This is a genomic window from Schaalia dentiphila ATCC 17982, assembly GCF_000154225.1.
Taxonomy (GTDB): Bacteria; Actinomycetota; Actinomycetes; order Actinomycetales; family Actinomycetaceae; genus Pauljensenia; species Pauljensenia dentiphila.
Genome location: NZ_DS264586.1, coordinates 1,229,883 through 1,247,320, shown reverse-complemented (window position 1 = coordinate 1,247,320; position 17,438 = coordinate 1,229,883). Strand labels below are relative to the sequence as shown.

Sequence of the window (17,438 nt, the reverse complement as noted above, 5' to 3'; positions counted from 1 at the left end):
CCATTGTCGTGTACCCCTTACAGCCTGAATCCGAGGACGATGGCCAGGGCGAGGATGACGCCACCCAGGATGTAGGCGGCGTACGTGCGCACGAGGCCGTTCTGGGTGATGCCGACGATGCGTCCGAGCAGCTGCGAGCCGGAGCCGAGGCCGTTCAGTGCACCGTCGATGGCGCTCGCATCGCCAACGGTCGCGACGGTGACGAGGCCCTTGGCGGGCATCATGAACAGGGTCTCGTTGACGGTGTCCTGGTAGAGGTCGCGGCGTGCGGCCTCGGTCAGGGCGTTGCCTGCGGGGACGGAGGTGGGAACCTCGTCGCGTCCGTACTTCATCCACGCGACAGCCGCGCCGAGGATGACGAGGGCGAGGGTGGCTCCCTGAATGACGTACTCGTTAAGGACGGGGTCGCCGTGCGTGACGTGACCGATCGAGGGGACCAGCCACTCGGTGAAGATGTTCCCCACGGAGAGGGCGCCACCGAGGGCGACCGCGCCGATGGCGAGGATGATCATCGGGATCGTCATGAGGGGGCCGGACTCGTGCGGGTGCACGGGCGCGCCCTCGGCCTCGGTGGTCCAGCGGGCCTTGCCGTGGAACGTCATGAAGAAGAGGCGCGACATGTAGAACGCGGTGATGCCCGCACCGATCATCGCGATGGGACCGTAGACCCAGCCAGCCCACAGAGCAGTGTTACCGCCGAAGCTGTCGGCGCTGAAGGCGGCCTCGATGATCTTGTCCTTCGACCAGTAGCCGGAGAACGGAGGAACGCCGAGGATGGCGAGCCAACCCATCATGAACGTCAGCCACGTGACCTTCATGGCGCCGCGCAGGGCACCGAAGCGACGCATGTTCACCTGGTCGCCCATGCCGTGCATGACGGAACCGGCGCCGAGGAACATGAGGGCCTTGAAGAAGCCGTGGGTGAAGAGGTGGAAGATCGAGAACGCCCAGCCGATGGGGCCCAGGCCCGCACCCAGCATCATGTAGCCGATCTGGCTCATGGTGGAGGCGGCGAGGACCTTCTTCATGTCGTCCTTCGCGCAACCGACGATCGCGCCGAAGAGGAGCGTGATCGCGCCGATGATGGCGACGGCGGTCGCCGCGATGGGGGCGGCCATGAAGACATCGCCGGAACGGACGATCAGGTAGACGCCGGCGGTGACCATCGTGGCCGCGTGAATGAGCGCGGAGACGGGGGTCGGTCCAGCCATGGCGTCGCCCAGCCACGCCTGCAGCGGGAACTGAGCGGACTTACCACAGGCGGCGACCAGCAGGAAGATGCCGATGACGGTCGCAGACGCCGTGGGGATCGAGCCAACCTTGGCGGAAACCTCGGAGAAGGACACCGAGTGGAAGGACGCAACCATCGCCATCATGGCGATCAGCATGCCCATGTCACCGACACGGTTCATGACGAACGCCTTCTTGGCTGCGACCGCGTATGCGGGCACGTGGTTCCAGAAGCCGATCAGCAGGTAGGACGCCAGGCCCACGCCTTCCCAACCGGCGAAGAGGCCGGCGTAGGAGTCCGCGAGCACCAGGGTCAGCATCGCCGCGATGAAGAAGTTCAGGTAGGCGAAGAAACGGCGGCGGGCCGCGTCGTGCTCCATGTAGGCGATCGCGTACACGTGGATGAGCGAACCGACGAAGGTCACCAGGATGACGAACGTGATCGACAGCGGGTCCACGAGGAGACCGAAGTCGACGGTGAAGTCACCGGCGGGGATCCAGGTGAACAGCGTCTGGCCGAAGCGGCGCGCCTCCACGGGGGCGTTCCACATCTGGGCGGCGATCAGCGCGCCGACCACGAAGGTGGACCAGGAGGCGAGGGTTGCCAGCAGGTGGCCCCACTTGTCCGAGGCGCGGCCCAGCAGCAGGAGCAGGCCTGCGCTGGCCAGCGGGATGAGAATGAGCAGCCACGCGTAGGCAGCGGCTCCGGTGGGCGCGACCGTATCGTAGACGGTGAGAGTCTGCGGGGAAATGAAGGTGGTCATGAGTTACGTCCTCCCTCAGTTCTTCAGCAGATTGAGATCGTCCATGCTCGTGGTCGAGCGCGAACGATAGATGGACACGATGATCGACAGGCCAACGACAACTTCGGCGGCCGCGACGACCATGACAAAGAACGCCATGATCTCGCCGTCAACGTTGGAGTTAATGCGCGCAAACGTCACGAGGACGAGGTTCGCGGCGTTGAGCATCATTTCGACGCCCATGAGCGCGATGACCGCGCTGCGGCGCACGAGGACCGTGGTCGCACCGATGGCGAACAGCACACCCGCAAGGATGAGGTACCAGGCGAGGCTCACTTGCTCTCCTCCTTCTTCTCAATGGGGGTGGTGGTGCGCGCCTTGCGGGCCCGGGGCTGGGCCAGACCGGTGGGCGCGTCCGCGCCGGGCATGCCGAAGGCGCCGGAGCGGGGGACGTCGGGCGTGCGCCCGATGGTGTAGGGCGACTCGTCGATCGCGTCGGTCGCCGCGGTATCGGTGCGCGCGAGGGCGAGCTGCTCGGAGACCTCCGGGGTGACCTCGCCGATCGTGCGGGTGAGGCCGCGCACGCGCAGGACTCGGGGCACCGACTCCTCGACCGGGCCGAGGGTCTCGCCGGAGACGGCGGGCACGTCGGCCGCGTTCGACTGGGCGTAGACACCGGGGGCGGGCAGCTGGCCGATGCGAGCGCCCTTCTCGGCGAACGCGCGCATCTTGTTGCGGGCTGTCTCGAACTGGTCGGCCTTCGGGGTGAGGCGATCAGAGTGGGTCAGCAGCATCGCGCCGACGGCGGCCGTGATCAGCAGGCCGCCGGCGAGCTCCATGCTCAGCCAGTGCTCCTGGAACAGCGTGATCGCCAGGTCGGTGATCGGCTGGTTGGAGTAGGGGTCAACCTCAACGGGCTTGTGCGGGGCGGGCACGGCCTTGAGGATCGCGGTCGTGACGATGACGATCAGGCCAAGACCACCGAGCACCGCCGCAACGATCGCACCGCGGCTCTGGCGGGCGTAGTCGTCGGAGGTGCCGATGCCGATCAGCATGATGACGAAGAGGAACAGCATCATGATCGCGCCGGTGTACACGACGATCTGCGCGACGCCCAGGAAGGGGGCGCTATTCGCGATGTACAGGACTGCCAGGCCGAGCATGACGCCGACCATGCAGATGACCGAGTGCGCGGCCTTCTTGAAGAAGAGGACACCCAGAGCGCAGGCGACCATGAGGATGGCCGTGCATGCGAAGAGGATGATCTCCCCCGTTGACCCCATCATGGGCCAACCGTTGGACAGGTTCATCAGTGTGCCTCCTCGGCGACTCGTACCGTCTTGAGGGAGGGGTCGTCGGGGCGGCGGCTCGCGACCCAGTCAACCTGGGCGGCGGTGGGGCCGGTGACTTCCCCGCGGTAGTAGTCGATGTCGTTCTTACCCTCGACCATGGGGTGGGGCGCTGCGAGCATGCCATCGGAGAGCGGGACCAGGAGGTCTTCCTTCTAGTAGATGTCGTCCTCGCGGGTGTACTTGGCGATTTCGAAGTCATTCGTCATCGTCAGGGCGCGCGTGGGGCACGCCTCAATGCACATGCCGCAGAAGATGCAGCGCAGGTAGTTGATCTGGTAGACGCGGCCGTAACGCTCGCCCGCAGAATACTGCTCCTCGGGCGTGTTCGAGGCGGCCTCGACGAAGATCGCGTCAGCGGGGCACGCCCAGGCGCACAGCTCGCAGCCGACGCACTTTTCCAGGCCGTCGTCGTAGCGGTTGAGCTGGTGACGACCGTGGAAGCGGGGCATGACGCGCGCGGGTTCGCGCGGGTACTGCTCGGTCACGGTGGGCCGGAAGAAGGAAGCCATGGTGACTCCATAGCCGGCCATGGGCGCGACGAACTGGGCGAACGCACCCTTGGGGTCATGCTCGAAGAGCATTTCCTCGTCGGTGGTCTTCTCACTCATCGGTGGACTCCTTCGGGCTGTCGATTGCCGCGGCCGGGGCCAGCTCGCCCTCAATGGTGGCGAGGCCTCGCGGCGAGGCAACGGGGGTCTGTCCGGGCAGCGGCGGAACGGGGAATCCGTCCTCGAAGCCGGTGTATTCGCGCTCGGAGGCGGGGATCTCCTCGGGCTCGGACTTGTCGGTGAGCCAGATGATCGCGAGGGCAATCAGGAAGAGGACGCCGACGGCACCGAAGAGGACGTGGTTGGGCAGCTGCACGAACTGGGTGATGCCACGCACCAGGGCGACGAGCACGAGCCAACCCAGGGCGATGGGCATAAGGCGCTTCCAGCCGAGATTCATGAACTGGTCGTAGCGGAAGCGCAACAGCGTGGCGCGCGTCCAGATCATCAGGACCATGAAGAACCAGATCTTGAGGAAGAACCAGAGCATGCCCCACCAGCCGGAGTTGAGGAACTCAACGTGGGACAGCGGCCACGGGGCGTGCCATCCGCCGAAGAACATCGTGGTGGCCACGGCCGAGACGTTGAGCATATTGACGTACTCGGACAGGTAGTACCAGCCGAACTTCATCGACGAGTACTCGGTCATGTGACCGGCGACGATCTCGCCTTCGGCCTCGGGAAGGTCGAAGGGAAGACGGTTGACTTCACCGACGGCGCTGATGCAGTAGATGACGAACGCAGGGAACAGGGTGAATGCCCACCAGAACTGCCCCTGGGCTGCGACGATCTGCGAGGTGGACATGGAGCCCGACATGAGGAACACACTCACGAGGGACAGGCCCATGGCCAGTTCGTAGGAGATGACCTGCGCGGAGGAACGCACGGCGCCGTACAGCGGCAGGGTCGAGCGAGTCGACCAGCCACCCAGGACGATGCCGTACAGGCCCAGCGATGCGATCGCCAGGATGTACAGGGAGGCGACGGGCATGTCGGCCAGCTGCAGCGGCGTGGAGTGGCCGAAGATCTTCACGTTCGGGCCCATCGGGATAACCGCGTAGACGCTGAACGCAGCGAACGCCGCGATCGCGGGGGCCAGGAAGTATAGGAACCTCTCAGCCCGACGGGTCCACATGTCCTCCTTGAAAAGGAGCTTGCCTGCGTCGGCGAACGCCTGGAACAGGCCGAGGGGGCCCGCGACGTTCGGGCCGGGACGCGTCTGCATGCGGCCCAGGCCTCGGCGCTCGACCCACAGGGCGAGCAGCACGTTGGCGATCAGGAACACGATGGTGAACACAGCCTTGATGAGGCTGAGCCACCAGGTTTCCTGGCTAAAGTCCGCGGCGGTGTACTCCGGGACTGCGAAGGGTACGAGTGTCATCGTGCCACCTCCTGCGTGGCGCGCAGGGTTGCGACGGTGCCGGCACCGCCGAGGTTTTCGTGAATAACGGAGCCGGTCGAACACTCGGGCACCCACGCGACGGAGTCGGGCAGGTCCGCGATGGCGGCCGGGAGGGTGATCGTTCCGCGCTCGGTTTCGAGCGTCGCGTCGGCGCCGGGGGCAATGCCAGCGGCGGCCAGCGTCGCGGCCGAGGCCAGAAGGACGGGGCGGCGGGCCGAACCGGCCAGCCACGGGGCGCCATCCTGGAGACGACCCGCGTCGATCATGGGCTTGTGGGAGGCCAGAACAACCTGACCCTTACCGGCTGCAGCGGGAGCCTGCGCCGACACCGGCGTGAACTCCTGCGGGGCGCCGTCCCACTCCATGAGGGGGTTGACTTCCTCGTAGAGGTCGGCCAGGGCGGTGATGCCCAGGTCGAGGTCGAACTCCTCGGTGAGGCGCACGAGCACGTCGCGGTCCGTGAGGGACGTCGCCGAGCGGGCCTGGCCGAAGGGGCGCAGGCGGCCCTCCCAGTTAATGTAGGTGCCGTTCTTCTCGACCGCGGGAGCGACCGGCAGGACGACGTCCGCGCGGTCGGTGATCTCCGAGGCGCGAACCTCAAGCGACACGAGGAAGGGAACCTCTTCGAGGGCTTCGCGCACGGCGGCGGGTTCGTCGAAGTCGCGGACGTCAACGCCGCCGACGACCAGAGCCTGGAGCTCACCGGAGGCAGCGGCCTCGATCATCTGCTCGGCGTCGAGGCCACGGCCGGGAAGCTCGCCCCAACCCAGGGACTGTGCGCCGGCCTCGTCAAGGCCACGGCCGAAGGGAAGCAGACCCGGAAGGAGGCCCGCCTCGATGGCGGCGCGGTCACCCGCGCGGCGCGGGACCCACGCGAGGCGGGCGCCCGTGCGCTCGGCAAGAGCGACGACGGAGGAGAGCAGGCCGGGGGTCTGCGCGGCGCGCTCGCCCACGAGGATGATGCCGCCCGACAGCGCCTCAGCCACGTCGGCGTAGGCACCGCCTGCCGCGATCGCGTCCACGACGCCCGGCTCGGAGCCGGGGGCGGCGTGCAGGAGGCGAGCCTTCATCTTGCGCGAACCCGCGGAGGTGAAGGGGGCGACGGTCGCGACCTTCAGGCCCGACTTACGCGTGGCCTTACGCAGGCGCAGGAACATGGCGCCACACTCGTCCTCGGGCTCGAGGGCGACCAGCAGCACCTGGCCGGCGCTCTCCAGGTCCGCGTACGTGGTCTCGAGGCCGGAGCCCGCCACGTAGGAGGCCAGGAAGGAACGCTCTTCTTCGCTGGAGCGACGCGAACGGAAGTCGATCGAGTCGGAGCCCACGACGGTGCGCGCGAACTTCGACCAAGCCCAGGCATCCTCGAAGGTGAGGTGGCCGCCGGGCAGGAAGCCCACGGACGAACCCGCCTGCTCGAGGCCCACACGGACGCGGTCAAGCGCGTCGGACCAGGAGGTGGGAACCAGCTTGCCGTCCTCGCGCACGAGCGGGGTGGTCAGGCGATCGACCTTGTCCCATTCGAAGGCGAAGCGGTCCTTGTCGGTGATCCACTCTTCGTTGACCTCGGGGTCGTTGCCGCTCATGCGACGCACGACCTCACCGCGGCGCACGTCCTGGCGGATCGCGCTGCCCGACGCGTCGTGCTCGGTCACGGACGCCGTCGACACGAGGTCGAAGGGACGCGCACGGAAGCGGTAGGACGCTGCGGTCAGGGCACCGACCGGGCAGATCTGGATGATGTTGCCCGAGAAGTAGGACGCGAAGGCTCGGCCCGACACGTCGCGCTCGGCGACGGAAAGCTCACCCTCGTTGATGGAACCGACAATCGCATCCGTGCCGTACGGGGACGACAGGGACGAGGTCGAGGCCTCCTTGGCCTTCGGATCAAAGAAGTCGAGCGTGGTCGAGTCGAAGCCGCCGACCTGCTCGCCCATGAAGTAGTGGTGCTCCGTGGGGGCGGTGCCGCCGCCACGACCCTGCAGGTCCATGAACACATCGCCCGAGATCTCCTTGCCGAAGCGCACGCAGCGCTGGCACAGGATGCAGCGCTCGCGATCCAGCAGGATCTGAGAGGTCAGGCGCAGCGGCTTCTTGAACGTGCGCTTGGCGTCGGTGAAGCGGGACTTGCCGCGACCCTCCGTCAGTGCCTGGTTCTGCAGGGGGCACTCGCCGCCCTTGTCACAGACCGGGCAGTCCAGCGGGTGGTTGATGAGCAGGAACTCCATGACGCCGCGCTGAGCGCGGTCGATCACCTCGGAGGTGTGCTGGGTCTTGACGACCATGCCCGGGGTGACGGTCTGCGCACACGAGGGCTGGGGCTTGGGCATGAAGCGCAGCTCGCCCGTGTTGCGGTCGGGCATGCCGACCTCCACGAGGCACTGGCGGCATGCGGCCACCGGGGCCAGCAGCGGGTGGTCACAGAAACGCGGGATCCGGATGCCGGCCTGCTCGGCCGCGCGGATCACGAGCGTGCCCTGGGGGACAGAAACCTGAACGTCGTCGATGGTGACGTCGATCATGTTGGGTGCGTCGCTCATCGGCCACCTCCTCGCGCGTAGTTAGCGGACGCCTCGTAGGGGAAAAGCTCGCGGGCGGGCGTGGTGAGGCCGGCCTCGAACTCGTCGCGGAAGCGCTTGATGCCCGACATGATCGGGGTTGCTGCGGCGTCGCCGAGCGGGCAGAAGCTACGGCCCGCGATGTTGTGTGCGATCTCGTCGAGCAGGTCGACGTCGCCGGGGCGGCCCTCGCCTCGCTCGAGACGCAGCATGATTTGCTTCATCCAGTAGGTGCCTTCGCGACAGGGCGTGCACTTACCGCAGGACTCGTGCTGGTAGAACTCGGACCAGCGGGTGATGACGCGGACCACCGAGACGGTCTCGTCGAACACCTGAAGGGCACGCGTACCCAGCATCGAACCGGCCGCACCCACGGACTCGTAGTCGAGGGGCGTGTCCAGCTCGTCTTCGGTGAAGATCGGGGTGGAGGAGCCGCCGGGGGTCCAGAACTTCAGCTTGTGGCCGTCGCGGATGCCGCCCGCCATCTCGATGAGCTCGCGCATCGTGATACCGAAGGGAGCCTCGAACTGGCCGGGGTTGTTCACGTGACCCGACACGGAGAAGATGCCGTGGCCCTTGGATTTTTCGGTGCCCATCGAGGCGAACCACTCGGGCGAGTTGCGGAAGATACCCGCCACCTGAGCGATGGTCTCGACGTTGTTGACGACCGTGGGACGGGCGTACAGTCCGGCGACCGCGGGGAACGGGGGCTTGAGGCGCGGGTGGCCTCGGCGTCCCTCGAGGGAGTCCAGCAGAGCCGTCTCCTCACCGCAGATGTAGGCGCCGGCGCCCGCGTGAGCGGTGATGCGCAGGTCGCCGAGCACGCCGGCCTCGGTCGCCTCGCGCACGGCCTCCAGCAGGCGGCGGTACACGTGGGTGACCTCGCCGCGCAGGTAGACGAACGCGTGGTCGCAGCCGATGGCGCGCGACGTGATCGCAATGCCCTCAATGAGGACGTGCGGGTTGCCCATGATGAGCGGAATGTCCTTGCAGGTGCCCGGCTCGGACTCGTCGGCGTTCACCACGAGGTAGCGGGGGCCACCGTCGGCCGGGGGCAGGAAGGACCACTTGAGGCCGGACGGGAAGCCTGCGCCACCACGGCCTCGCAGACCGGAGTCCTTGACAGCCTGCACGATGTCGGCGGGCTCCATGGTGCGGGCCTTTTCGAGGCCCTGGTAGCCTCCGCGGCTCCGGTAGGAGTCCAGCGTCCAGGAACGCTCCTCTCCCCACCCGTTGGTGAGGATCGGGGTCAGCGGTCCGGGCGCAACGTATGCGGTGCTCACTTCGCCTCTTCTCCCTTCGTGTCAGTGGCCTCGTCGGCGACCTCGACGGCAACCGGCTCGGTCCAGCCGTTCGCTGCGGCGATCTCGCGGCCCAGCAGGGTGGCGCGACCCGCGGAGGGGCCTTCATTCTCGTGGCCGTCCAGGAAGCCGGCCAGGACGCGCTCGTTCTCCTTGAACGTGGGGGCCACGATGGGGCCGCGCGTCGGGTGGATGTCGCGGCCGGCCTGGATGTCATCGATCATCGCCAGCGCCGACTCGGGGCTCTGGTTGTCGAAGAATTCCCAGTTGACCATGACGACGGGCGCGTAATCGCACGCCGCGTTGCACTCGATGCGCTCGAGCGTGATCTTGCCGTCTTCGCTGGTCTCGTCGCTTCCGACGCCGACCTTCTCGGAGACCTTTTCCCAGATCTCGTCGCCGCCCATGACGGCGCACAGCGCGTTCGTGCACACGCCCACCAGGTACTCACCGGTGGGGTGACGCTTGTACTGCGTGTAGAAGGTCGCGACGGCGCTGATCTCTGCGCGGGGCAGGTCCAGCGTGGCCGAGATGAAGTCGATGCCGTCCGGGCTGACGTAGCCGTCGACGGACTGGATCAGGTGCAGCATCGGCAGCAGCGCGGAGCGCGAGTGACCGTCCGGGTAGCGGGCGATAATCTGCGTGGCATCCGCCTGCAGGCGTGCCAGGGTGTCGGGTGTGTAGCTCATCGGTCAACGCCTCCGAGAACGGGGTCGATAGCTGCCAGTGCGACGACCACGTCAGCCAGCTGGCCGCCCTCGGTCATCATGGCCAGCGCTTGCAGGTTGGCGTAGGAGGGGTCGCGGAAGTGCGCACGGAACGGGCGCGTGCCACCGTCGGAGACGAGGTGAACGCCCAGGATGCCCTTCGCGTGCTCGACGGTCTGGTAGACCTGGCCGGCGGGCACGTGGAAGCCCTCCGTGACGAGCTTGAAGTGGTGGATGAGGGACTCCATGGACTCCCCCATGATTTCGCGGACGTGCTCGGCCGAGTTGCCCTGGCCGTCGGTGCCGACCGCCAGGCGCGCGGGCCAGGCGATTTCGGGGTCGGCGACCATGGTGGGCGCGCCCTCGCACTGGTCCAGCTTGGCGAGAACCTGCCAGATGATGCGCATCGACTCGTAGCACTCGTCGAAGCGAATCATCGTGCGGTTGTAGACGTCCGACTTGTCGCGGGTGGGAACGTCGAACTCGAAGTTTTCGTAGCCGCAGTAGGGCTGGCTCTTGCGCAGGTCCAGGGGCAGGCCGGCGGCGCGCACGCCGGGGCCGGTGGTGCCGAGGGCCATGAGACCGCTCAGCGGCATGACGGCCACGTCGCACAGACGCTTCTTGAAGATCGGGTTCTCCACGAGGATGTCCTGGAGCTCGCCGATGTCCTTGCGGGCGCGGCGCAGGCGGTCGCGGATGTAGTCCGAGGTGCCCTCGCCGATGTCCTGCACGACGCCGCCGGGGCGGATGTACTCGTGGTTCATGCGCAGGCCGGTGATGCGCTCGAAGATGCGCAGGATTTCCTCGCGGGCGCGGAAGCCGATCGTCATGATCGTCGTGGCGCCCATTTCGTTACCGGTCGAACCGATGGCGACCAGGTGCGAGGCGATGCGGCACAGCTCCATCATGAGGATGCGGATCAGGGAGGCGCGCTCGGGAATGTCCTCTTCGATGCCGAGGAGCTTCTCGACGCCGAGGCAGTACGCGGCCTCCTGGAAGAAGGGAGCGACGTAGTCCATGCGCGTGCAGTATGCGACGCCCTGGGCCCACGTGCGGTACTCCATGTTCTTCTCGATGCCGGTGTGCAGGTAGCCGGTGTCGACGCGGGTCTCGCGGACCTTCTCGCCGTCGAGCTCGAGGATCAGACGCAGAACGCCGTGGGTCGCGGGGTGAACCGGACCCAGGTTGACGACGATGCGCTCGGAGGTGATGGCCTCGATCTCGTGCAGGACGTCGTCCCAGTCGCCGCCCTGGGCGAGGACCTCGGGGATGTCCTCGATGGGCAGGTCGGTCGCGCCGGCGGGCGCGTGGAAGGCGGTGGTCATCAGTTCACACTCCTACGAACGTCGGCGGAGGCAGTGACGGCTCCCTTGAATTCGACGGGGATGCCGCCCAGCGGGTAGTCCTTGCGCTGGGGGTGTCCGACCCAGTCGTCGGGCATCGCGGTGCGCGTGAGCGAGGGGTGCCCGGTGAAGACGATGCCGATGAGATCCCAGGTCTCGCGCTCCTGCCAGTCGTTTCCGGGGTAGACGGAGACGATGGAGGGGATGCGGGGGTCCTCGTCGGGGCACGTGACCTCGAGGCGGATCATGCGGTTGTGCGTGATCGAGTACAGGGGGTAGATGGCGTGCAGCTCGCGCCCCTTGTCGAGGGGGTAGTGCGCGCCGTTGGTCCCCAGGCACATTTCGAAGCGCAGGTCCGCGTCGTCGCGCAGGTACTTGGCGACGCGCGCGATGTACTCGCGGGCGATGAAGATGCCGAGCTGTCCGCGGTCGACGGTCACCTTCTCGATGACGTCGGCGACCTCAAGGCCATCGGCGACGATGAGCTCTTCGAGGACGTCAACGACCTGGTCGAACCATCCGCCGTAGGGGCGGGAGGCCTCGCCGGGCAGGAAGGAGTCGGAGACCAGTCCGGAGAAGCCGGAGGTGGAGGAGTCGGTGCCCGCGCCGAAGAGGCCCTCGCGGTGGGCGATGGGCTCGGGGAGGGCGAAACCGCGCTGCGACGAGGCCTGGGTGACCTCGGCGGGCGTGTTGTCCTCGGGGATGGAAAGGTCGCTCATGCGAGGAGTCCCTTCATCTGGTGGGTGGGGGTCGCCTCGAGGGCGGCCTGCTCGGCGCGGCGCGCGATCTCGCGGCGGTGGACGCCGAGGGGTTCCTTGCCGATCTGCTCACGCAGGACGAGGACCGCGTGGATGAGGGCCTCGGGGCGGGGCGGGCAGCCGGGCAGGTAGACGTCGACGGGGACGATGTGGTCGCAGCCCTGGACGACGGCGTAGTTGTTGAAGACGCCGCCGGAGGACGCGCACGCACCCATGGAGATGACCCACTTAGGTTCGGGCATCGAGTCGTAGACGCGGCGGATGATGGGCGCCATCTTGTGCGAGACACGGCCCGACACGATCATCATGTCGGCGTGACGCGGCGAGGCACGGAAGACCTCGAGGCCGAAGCGCGCCATGTCGAAACGGGGGGTACCGGCGGCCATCATCTCGATGGCGCAGCACGCCAGACCCATGGTGACGGGCCACTGGCTGTACTTGCGTGCGAGCCCGAGGACTTTTTCGACGCTGGTGAGCGCGATACCCGCGGGCAAGGATTCTTCAAGTCCCACTTGTCTTTTCCTTACTTATATCTCAGTAGTCCAGGCCGCCGCGTCGCCATTCGTAGGCGTAGGGGACGCAGAGGGTGACCAGGAAGCTCATCATGACGACCAGTCCGAACAGGCCCAGCTGGTTGAAGCTGACGGCCCACGGGTACATGAACACAACTTCGATGTCGAAGATGATGAACGTCATGGCAACCAGGTAGTAGCGCACCGGGAAGCGACCCTCGGTGAGGTGAGCGCTGGTCGGCTGGATACCGCACTCGTAGTTGTCGGCCTTGGTCTTGGACTTCTTGGTGGGGCCCAGGATCGCGGAGGCGACCAGGCCTCCGAAGGCTAGTACGAGGGCAGCTGCCGACATGATGAGCAGCGGCACGTAGGGATTCGTCATCGTTCCTCCCGGTTATCGGTGGTGGTGGTCATGCGGGGCGCACCACCTTGGTCAGCATTGTGATGAGTTGGTCGTCGAAGTCGCCCCCGGTCCTCTCGTACCCGTCCGACAGGAGTTTGTGGACGAGCGTCATGAGGCGCGGAATGGGCAGCCCGACGTTCGTGCAGGTGCGCATGATTGCCGGGTTTTCGATGAGCGCGACGAAGATGCGGCCCAGCTGGTAGTAGCCGCCGTATTCGTCGCGAAGCATGTGGGGGTATTCGCTCATGGCTCGGTCGATGCCGGCGCGGTGGGAGCGGGAGAGGGCCTGCGCGATGCACGAGGCCGCGTAGCGTCCGGCCTTCATGGCCGGGGCGATGCCTTCGCCGTTGTAGGGGGAGACCATGCCGCCGGCGTCGCCCACGAGGACGAGGCCCTGGGTGTAGTGAGGCTTGCGGTTGAAGCTCATGGGCAGGGCGGCGGAGCGAAGCTGACCAATCTGGTTCTCAGGGGTGAAGCCCCATTCTTCGGGCAGGTTCGCGGTCCAGGTCTTGAAGACCTCGCGGTAGGGCAGGTTGGTGGCGCCGGCGCGCGAGGCGACGGAGCCGAGGCCGACGTTGACGATGCCGTCGCCCATGGGGAAAATCCAGCCGTAGCCGGGCAGCAGGTCGGAGGCGCCGGGGGTGCCGCTCCACAGTTCGAGGTGGGATTCCATCCATTCCTCGTCGCCGCGGGGGCTGTGGAAGTAGGCGCGTGCGGCCACGCCCATGGGGCGGTTCATCTTCTTTTCGAGGCCGAGGCTGGTGGCCAGTCGGGCGGCCACTCCCCCGGCGTCGACGACGATGGAGGCGCGTACCTCGAAGGTGGCGGCGTTCTTGCCGCGCCCGCTCTTGACTTGCACGCCGACGACGCGGCCGGAGCCGTCCTGAATGGCTCCGATGACGGTGACGCCCTCGTAGAGGCGGGCCCCGGCTTCGACGGCGCGCCGGGCGAGCGTGTGGTCGAGGTCCATGCGGGCGCGGGTCATGCCGTAGCCGGGCAGGGACTTCTGATCGGGCCAGTCCATGTGGACGGTGTGGCCGCCGCCGATGACGGTCAGGCCGCGGTTTCGCATCCAGCCGGTGGTGTCCACGCCCATCGCGATGAGCTCGTGGACGGCGGCCGGGGTGAGCCCGTCGCCGCAGATTTTGTCGCGCGGGAAGGGGCTTTTCTCCAGGAGGACGACATCGAGGCCTACTCTGGCCAGGTGGTAGGCGGTGGAGGACCCGCCAGGGCCTGCGCCGACGACGACAACGTCAGCGCTCATGTCGCTAGGCATGGTGGATGCCACGGCATTCCTCCGTCATGTGGTGCGCGGGTGCATCCGCGCGAGTGTGCAAGGTGGATGAAGCGTGCACATCACTTCATTCCGCACGCAACCCTAGCTAGGTGCCCCTCACCTCGGCGAGCGAGCGCACTTTCTCCCACCGTTTCAACGAACGAGGCCGGGACCAGGCTCGCCCACAGCACCCATTTGCGCAACGAATCTCTGTCGTAAATGGTGGCTCCGGCCTCGTCGATGAGGCGACACCACACAGCGAAAGGCGCCAGGACCGACCAGCCCTGGCGCCACACGCATAAGACTCCTACTGCCCGACTACGACACCGGGTAGCAGTGTTCGGGTTCTTCGAGGCCGGGGGCGAAGTCCACATCCCGCCCATCGAGGCGGAAACGCGTGCGCCCAACGACCTCGACGGTCTCGCGTCGAGCGAGCCACTGGGCCACCTCGGAGCGCTCCTGCTCTGTCAGCCACTCGAGCGGGTCGGAGGAGGACTTGAAGCCGGCGACCGCGGCGACATCCTGCAGCCAGGAGATTTCCCGATCTCCCAGCAGGTTCTTCATGTGCCGGAAGAAGACAACGTCGGGATCGCAGTCGATGAGGGGACGCAGCCACAGGCGAGCGACGGACGTCATGAAGGCGTTGCGCGCTTCAGCATCGGAGCGGTCCTCCGTCGCGTAGTTTTTCCAGATCGGCGCCACGTCGCAGCCGACGCGGATGCCGTCATAGATGCCGATCGAGGGGATGATGAGTGCGCCCGAACCGAGCAGGTAGACGTCATCCCCCAGAGCCTCTCGCAACAGTCGCGAACCGATGACGTAGGCGTCATCTCCCGTCACATCGGCCTCGTAGCGCACGCCGTCGATGGCGGCGGCGTTAACAAAATCGGCCTTCACGTAGCCGATGCCCGCGTCGACGAGGGATCGCGCGAGGTCACGCAGGTATTCCTGAGCGAGCGGGTGAGTCGTGTCAAGTGCGTAGTAGGGGCCTCCCCAGTTGTAGCCGGCGATGGCGAGCTCCCCCGAGGGGGCGTGCACGAAGGCTTCGGGATGCTCGGTGAGGAAGGGCGTGCCCGGCCGCGCGATGAAGGGGGCCACCCACACGCCCGGGGTCACCCCGAGCGCGGCGATGTCCGAGGCGCGCGCACCCAGGTCCTCGCCGAACTTCTCGTTGGCGCGCCAGTCGCCCACGCCCTTCTGCCAGCCGTCGTCGATCTGCAGCGTGTCGAAGCCCAGCTGCGCGAGCCCAGGCAGCTGGCCCAACAGGACGTCCCATGAGACCTTTTCGTAGTAGGAGTACCACGAGCACCACACCCGGGGAGCGCGCCCGGGAGTGCGAGCACGATCGCTCAGGAAACGCACGTAGGCGTCGAAGATCGAGGCTTCGCTCCCCCACGCGAGGAGCCAGAGGGCGGGGCGAGTCTCATCGAACGCGGCCAGATGATCCTCGTCGGCGCGCACGCGGGGGTGGCCACCCTCGAGGGCTCCGACGAGGACGCCGCTGCCGTCCACCTCGTCGACGACGGCGCCCATCCAGGACCCGTGGTGGCGGACCGTATCGTCGGCCGCCGGATCGTCTGCGGTCGCCCGACGCTCGTCGGTGGGGATGCGCAGCGGGGGACCCGCTAGGTCGTTCCATCCGGAGGGCGACCAGGAGTTGTGCCCGCTGCGGTAGAACTGGCCATCCGCGCAGCCGTGGAGGACCGCTAGGCGCGAGGAGCGGATGAGAGCGTACCCCTCCCCTCTCTCGACGAGCGTCGCATCGGGGGATGCGCACGCAACTCCGGTGGGCAGAGGAATGGTGAGTCGATCCATGGGAGGCTCCTGGGAACACGGCGATTCGCCGATGCGGGCAGTGGTGAGGGGGTGGGAGGGAAAATGCTCGGGCCCGGCGCGCGTCGCTCGCACGCCGGGCCGCTCGCGATTACTTGAGCAGGGCGTTGGCCTTGTCGTTGGCTTCCTGCAGGGTCGAGGCGGGGTCTGCTCCGGTGGCGATCGCCTGGATCGCGTCCTGGATGAGGGCGTTCACCTCGTCACCGTGCGCGAAGACGGGCACCGGGAAGGTTTCCTTGTTGTCCACGACGGTCGTGAATGCGCTGTTGTCCTGGCCCTGAGCCTCGCGAGCCTTGAGGGCCGCTTCGGTGGCCTTGGTGACGGCCGGGAAGATGACACCGGACTCGCCGACCTTCATCTGGCACTGCTCGGAGGCCATGTAAGCGATCCACTGGAAGGACTCCTCGGGGTGCTTAGTTCCGCTCCACACGACGTCGTGCAGGCCGTTCATCGCGGAGCGGCGACCGGCGGGGCCGGTGGGAAGCGGCGCGTAGGCGAACTTCTTCTTGGCGTCGGGGCCGAGGTAGACGGAGGTCGTGAAGGAACCGACGATCGTCGAGGCGGCGTTACCGTTGTTCATCACGGCGTCGGTACCCAGGGACGAGGTCTTGTCGAACTTGGGCGCGTAGCCCTTGTCAATCAGGCCCTTGATCCACGCGACCGTGTCCACGAGGGACTTGTCGCCGAAGTTGAACTTCGTGGGGTTGACGGAACGGTCGCCGTAGGTGAAGCCGTTCGCGGCCGCGAGCTCACCCCAGCCGTTCTGGCCGATTGCTCCGTCGGACCACTCGGGGTGGTAGCCGTAGCGCACGACGTTGTTCTTATCGAACTCGGGGTCGAGGCCGTTGTGGCCGTTGGCGTCCAGGGTCGTCTTCGCGATGAACTGCTCGAAGGTGCCACCGTCCGTGGGGTTCCACGTCAGGGCCGCCATGTCCTCCTTGGTGTAGCCGGCCTCGGCTGCGACCTCCGTGTCGTAGAGCAGGCCCATCGTGTCCCAGTCCTTGGGCAGGCCGTAGCGCTTGCCCTCGTACTTGGACAGGTCAGCCAGTCCGGGCTGGTAGATCGAGTCATCGATTCCAGCCTTGTTGGCCGCTTCGGTGATGTCCATGATCTGGCCCGAGTCGATGAACTGCAGCATGCGGGTGGAGTGATCGACGAAGGTGTCGGGCGCGTTCGAGGCGGCGAGCTGGGTGGTGAGGGTATCCCAGTACTGGCCCCACGCAGTCTGGGTGATCTTCACCGTAATGTTGGGGTTGGCGGCATGGAAGTCGTCGGCACACTGCTGGTAGAGCGGAGCCTGGCGGTCATCCCACAGCCAGTAGTTGATGGTGACGCCGCTGTCTGCGGAGGATTCACCACCACCGGTTGCAGCGGTGTTCGCGTTGCAGGCGGCCAGGGGCAGCGCCATCGCTGCGGAGAGGAAAACGCCAAGGGCGACTCGTGTCTTCATGGTTGTTCTTTCGGTTGGGCACCCG

General features: G+C 66.9%; 14 protein-coding genes and 1 pseudogene. All 15 read right to left on the bottom strand.

From position 1 onward, the window contains the following. Positions 1-17 precede the first annotated feature (17 nt). Positions 18-1,994, bottom strand: coding sequence for an NADH-quinone oxidoreductase subunit L (gene nuoL / locus ACTODO_RS05220; RefSeq protein ID WP_003792248.1), 1,977 nt, complete (start codon positions 1,992-1,994; stop codon positions 18-20). A gap of 15 nt (positions 1,995-2,009) precedes the next feature. After that, the gene (gene nuoK / locus ACTODO_RS05215) at positions 2,010-2,309 is read right to left on the bottom strand and encodes an NADH-quinone oxidoreductase subunit NuoK (RefSeq protein WP_003792247.1); all 300 of its coding nucleotides are present in this window, start codon (positions 2,307-2,309) and stop codon (positions 2,010-2,012) included. Continuing rightward, a complete protein-coding gene (locus tag ACTODO_RS05210; RefSeq protein WP_003792246.1) occupies positions 2,306-3,283 on the bottom strand; it encodes an NADH-quinone oxidoreductase subunit J in 978 nt (325 codons plus the stop codon). Before ACTODO_RS05210 ends, nuoK begins: the two co-directional genes overlap by 4 nt. Beyond that, a pseudogene (gene nuoI / locus ACTODO_RS05205) lies at positions 3,283-3,933 on the bottom strand (NADH-quinone oxidoreductase subunit NuoI). The gene ACTODO_RS05210 and the pseudogene nuoI overlap by 1 nt, the downstream one beginning before the upstream one ends. Then, positions 3,926-5,254 carry an NADH-quinone oxidoreductase subunit NuoH gene (nuoH, locus tag ACTODO_RS05200; RefSeq protein WP_003792243.1) on the bottom strand — a complete coding sequence of 443 codons (1,329 nt, stop codon included), beginning with the start codon at positions 5,252-5,254 and terminating at the stop codon, positions 3,926-3,928. Before nuoH ends, nuoI begins: the two are co-directional and overlap by 8 nt. Further along, positions 5,251-7,812, bottom strand: a complete 2,562-nt coding sequence (locus tag ACTODO_RS05195) for an NADH-quinone oxidoreductase subunit G (protein ID WP_003792241.1) — start codon at positions 7,810-7,812, stop codon at positions 5,251-5,253. Before ACTODO_RS05195 ends, nuoH begins: the two co-directional genes overlap by 4 nt. After that, the gene (gene nuoF, locus ACTODO_RS05190) at positions 7,809-9,113 is read right to left on the bottom strand and encodes an NADH-quinone oxidoreductase subunit NuoF (RefSeq protein WP_003792240.1); all 1,305 of its coding nucleotides are present in this window, start codon (positions 9,111-9,113) and stop codon (positions 7,809-7,811) included. The genes ACTODO_RS05195 and nuoF overlap by 4 nt, the downstream gene beginning before the upstream one ends. Further along, a complete protein-coding gene (nuoE, locus tag ACTODO_RS05185) occupies positions 9,110-9,820 on the bottom strand; it encodes an NADH-quinone oxidoreductase subunit NuoE (RefSeq protein WP_003792239.1) in 711 nt (236 codons plus the stop codon). The genes nuoF and nuoE overlap by 4 nt, the downstream gene beginning before the upstream one ends. Further along, positions 9,817-11,163, bottom strand: a complete 1,347-nt coding sequence (locus tag ACTODO_RS05180; protein ID WP_003792238.1) for an NADH-quinone oxidoreductase subunit D — start codon at positions 11,161-11,163, stop codon at positions 9,817-9,819. Before ACTODO_RS05180 ends, nuoE begins: the two co-directional genes overlap by 4 nt. Further along, on the bottom strand, positions 11,163-11,900 hold the full coding sequence (locus ACTODO_RS05175; protein ID WP_003792237.1) for an NADH-quinone oxidoreductase subunit C: 738 nt from the start codon (positions 11,898-11,900) through the stop codon (positions 11,163-11,165). Before ACTODO_RS05175 ends, ACTODO_RS05180 begins: the two co-directional genes overlap by 1 nt. Continuing rightward, a complete protein-coding gene (locus tag ACTODO_RS05170) occupies positions 11,897-12,451 on the bottom strand; it encodes an NADH-quinone oxidoreductase subunit B (protein ID WP_003792236.1) in 555 nt (184 codons plus the stop codon). The genes ACTODO_RS05175 and ACTODO_RS05170 overlap by 4 nt, the downstream gene beginning before the upstream one ends. Positions 12,452-12,473: 22 nt before the next feature. Then, complete coding sequence (locus tag ACTODO_RS05165) at positions 12,474-12,833, bottom strand: NADH-quinone oxidoreductase subunit A (protein ID WP_003792234.1); 360 nt, start codon at positions 12,831-12,833, stop codon at positions 12,474-12,476. 28 nt (positions 12,834-12,861) lie between these two features. After that, positions 12,862-14,130 (bottom strand): geranylgeranyl reductase family protein, encoded by a 1,269-nt coding sequence (locus ACTODO_RS05160; RefSeq protein WP_003792232.1) that lies wholly within the window; start codon positions 14,128-14,130, stop codon positions 12,862-12,864. A 318-nt stretch (positions 14,131-14,448) separates the two neighbouring features. Further along, complete coding sequence (locus ACTODO_RS05150) at positions 14,449-15,945, bottom strand: glycoside hydrolase family 36 protein (RefSeq protein ID WP_003792230.1); 1,497 nt, start codon at positions 15,943-15,945, stop codon at positions 14,449-14,451. 109 nt (positions 15,946-16,054) lie between these two features. Beyond that, a complete protein-coding gene (locus tag ACTODO_RS05145; RefSeq protein ID WP_003792229.1) occupies positions 16,055-17,413 on the bottom strand; it encodes an ABC transporter substrate-binding protein in 1,359 nt (452 codons plus the stop codon). Positions 17,414-17,438: the final 25 nt, after the last annotated feature.

What these genes read in the sequence shown, in the direction of transcription:
- nuoL (WP_003792248.1), bottom strand. Translation starts at nt 1,994, where the DNA reads ATGACCACCTTCATTTCCCCGCAGACTCTCACCGTCTACGATACGGTC.
- ACTODO_RS05210 (WP_003792246.1), bottom strand. Translation starts at nt 3,283, where the DNA reads ATGAACCTGTCCAACGGTTGGCCCATGATGGGGTCAACGGGGGAGATC.
- nuoH (WP_003792243.1), bottom strand. Translation starts at nt 5,254, where the DNA reads ATGACACTCGTACCCTTCGCAGTCCCGGAGTACACCGCCGCGGACTTT.
- ACTODO_RS05195 (WP_003792241.1), bottom strand. Translation starts at nt 7,812, where the DNA reads ATGAGCGACGCACCCAACATGATCGACGTCACCATCGACGACGTTCAG.
- nuoE (WP_003792239.1), bottom strand. Translation starts at nt 9,820, where the DNA reads ATGAGCTACACACCCGACACCCTGGCACGCCTGCAGGCGGATGCCACG.
- ACTODO_RS05180 (WP_003792238.1), bottom strand. Translation starts at nt 11,163, where the DNA reads ATGACCACCGCCTTCCACGCGCCCGCCGGCGCGACCGACCTGCCCATC.
- ACTODO_RS05175 (WP_003792237.1), bottom strand. Translation starts at nt 11,900, where the DNA reads ATGAGCGACCTTTCCATCCCCGAGGACAACACGCCCGCCGAGGTCACC.
- ACTODO_RS05165 (WP_003792234.1), bottom strand. Translation starts at nt 12,833, where the DNA reads ATGACGAATCCCTACGTGCCGCTGCTCATCATGTCGGCAGCTGCCCTC.
- ACTODO_RS05160 (WP_003792232.1), bottom strand. Translation starts at nt 14,130, where the DNA reads ATGCCTAGCGACATGAGCGCTGACGTTGTCGTCGTCGGCGCAGGCCCT.
- ACTODO_RS05150 (WP_003792230.1), bottom strand. Translation starts at nt 15,945, where the DNA reads ATGGATCGACTCACCATTCCTCTGCCCACCGGAGTTGCGTGCGCATCC.
- ACTODO_RS05145 (WP_003792229.1), bottom strand. Translation starts at nt 17,413, where the DNA reads ATGAAGACACGAGTCGCCCTTGGCGTTTTCCTCTCCGCAGCGATGGCG.